The organism is Mycobacterium sp. (assembly GCF_049673265.1).
GTDB lineage: Bacteria > Actinomycetota > Actinomycetes > Mycobacteriales > Mycobacteriaceae > Mycobacterium.
Window position 1 is genome coordinate 1 of sequence record NZ_JBATXN010000573.1, and the last position, 2086, is coordinate 2086.

1 protein-coding gene and 1 pseudogene are annotated in these 2086 nt (G+C 69.3%); both read right to left on the minus strand.

Going from position 1 to position 2086, the window contains the following annotated elements; all coding sequences use genetic code 11:
* On the minus strand, positions 1 to 1150 hold a 1150-nt coding region (locus tag WBF82_RS19495), incomplete at its 3' end, for a DUF7159 family protein (protein ID WP_424384586.1).
* A 210-nt stretch (positions 1151 to 1360) separates the two neighbouring features.
* Positions 1361 to 2086 (minus strand): annotated as a pseudogene (locus WBF82_RS19500) (hypothetical protein); the annotation flags it as partial.

Here is a 2086-nt window from a genome sequence, read left to right on the forward strand (position 1 = left end):
GTGCAGGTGCGGGCGGCGCTGGCACCAGCGCTTTCGGCGCGGGGGCGGGCGCGTGCGCGGGGGCCACCACGTTCTGGGCGAGGCTGGGCCGCGAACTGACCGACGGCCGAATACTGAACGCCAGCGAAATCACCAGTGCCACAACACCTACGACGAAAATAAGGATCACGCTCATCGCCGCCAAGAACGGTGTGCGACTGGGCTGCGCGAACGCTGCCGCGCCGAAGTCGGGGTACATGCCGGTGGTGAAGTCTTCTTCGTCGACATCGGCGTAGGCATCGGGGCCCCCTTGCGTGTAAACCGCCGCGGAGTCGTCAGTGACGGCGCTGTAGGCCAGCGCCTCGGCACCGGGTTCGACGCCCGCGGCTGCATCGGCGACGGCCAGATACCCCGGCGCCAGCGCATGCTGGCTCACCGAACCGGTGCCCGGATCCAGCGCGTAGGCCAGCGCAGCGGTCGACGAGGCGAACAACGGCGCACTCGCCGACGCCAGCGCAGCTCCCTTGGCCAGCGCCATGTCGGGCCGCTCGGGCACGCTCAGCGGAAGCGACGTAGCCGCCTCCAGCGCCGGCTGGATCAGCGGGACGTCGACCCCAGAGCCCACCACCAACAGGCCCTCCGGCTGGTCTCCTAGCTCCTCCGCACCAGAAACCAATCCGACCAGCGTGGCGACCGCCTGATCGTCGTCGTCGGGCAGCTGCTCGCGGTGCACGTCAGCGATCGAGCCGTCAGTGGTATCCACCACCGCCAACGTCGCGGAATCAGGCTCGATGTACAGCAGCGCGGTGCGGGCATAACCGGTCGCGCTGCCCATGGACTGAGCCAACGCCGCCGCGGCCAAGAACGCCGAAACCAGCATGACGTTCTCAACCTTGCGAGCCGCCAACGCGTCCCGCAATTTGGCAGCTTCCTGCTGGTCACTCCATGTCACGCCGGTCGACAGCAGCTGATAGCCGGCCTCGTTGGCGCCTTCCTGAGTGCCCAGGATCGCCGCGACCACCTGATCGGGGGCGCTCAGGGTTGGCGAGTCTTCGCCATCGCTGATCGCGAAGTTTTCCTCATCGACGGTGGCGCCGTCGGCGTTTTCCCCCTCGACCAGCACCATGCGAACCGTCGTGGGCGCCATCGACACGCCGAGTACGGTGTCCACAACTCCTCCATGCTGTTTGCTAGGTGTCCACGAAGGGCAGGGTTCAGCGCATCAGCTGAGGCCCCCACCACAGGAATGATCGCCGCACCGAGGTGCGGCGTTACCGCGAACCAAATTAGCTTCGCCATATGAAGTTCTAGTCAGGAAAACGGTCACCCCCGCTGACCCTTCATAGGCCAACTTTACCTGCCAATGAGGCCGGCGGCCGACTCAGCGGTGCCCGCCGAAGCCGCCACCACCAAAGCCACCGCCGCCGAAGCCGCCACCGCCGAAGCTATGGCCGCCGCCAAAACCGCCGAGCCCGGGAGCACCCCCGCCGAAGCCGCCCAGCCCGGGAGCACCCCCGCCGAAGCCGCCCAAGCCGCCGCCTGGATGACTACCACCGAAACCGCCGACGGGCGGCGCGAAGATCGACGGGGCTTGCGGAATCGCCGGTGGAGCTTGCGGCGCCGGCATGAACGGCAGCGCCGGTCCCTGCGGGGCCGGCACGTGCACCGGAGCCTCGGGCGCCGGAGCTGGCATCGCGGGTGCCCACGGTGCGTCTGGAACCGGCATGTGCACCGGAGGCTCGGGCGCTGGCAACTGTAAAGGAGGCTGTGACGTCCCGACCAGCCCCGGGCTCTGCGGCGCAGGCTGCGGGATGGGCACCGGTAGATGGATCGGGACCGGCTGGTGGACCGGCACGGGTTGATGCACGGGCACCGGCTGGTGGACCGGCACCGGTTGGTGCACGGGCACCGGCTGGTGGACCGGCACGGGCTGATTGACCGGAGGCTGCGGCTGGGGCAGCTGCACCGGAGGAGACCCCGGCACATGCCACGGCGGCGGCGCGCCCGGAAGTTTCACCGGAGCAGGATTGACCGGCGCCGGCGGAGCCATCGGAATCGGCAGTGTCAGCGGGACCAGCACCGGCGGTCGCGGAGCGGCGGCTGGCGG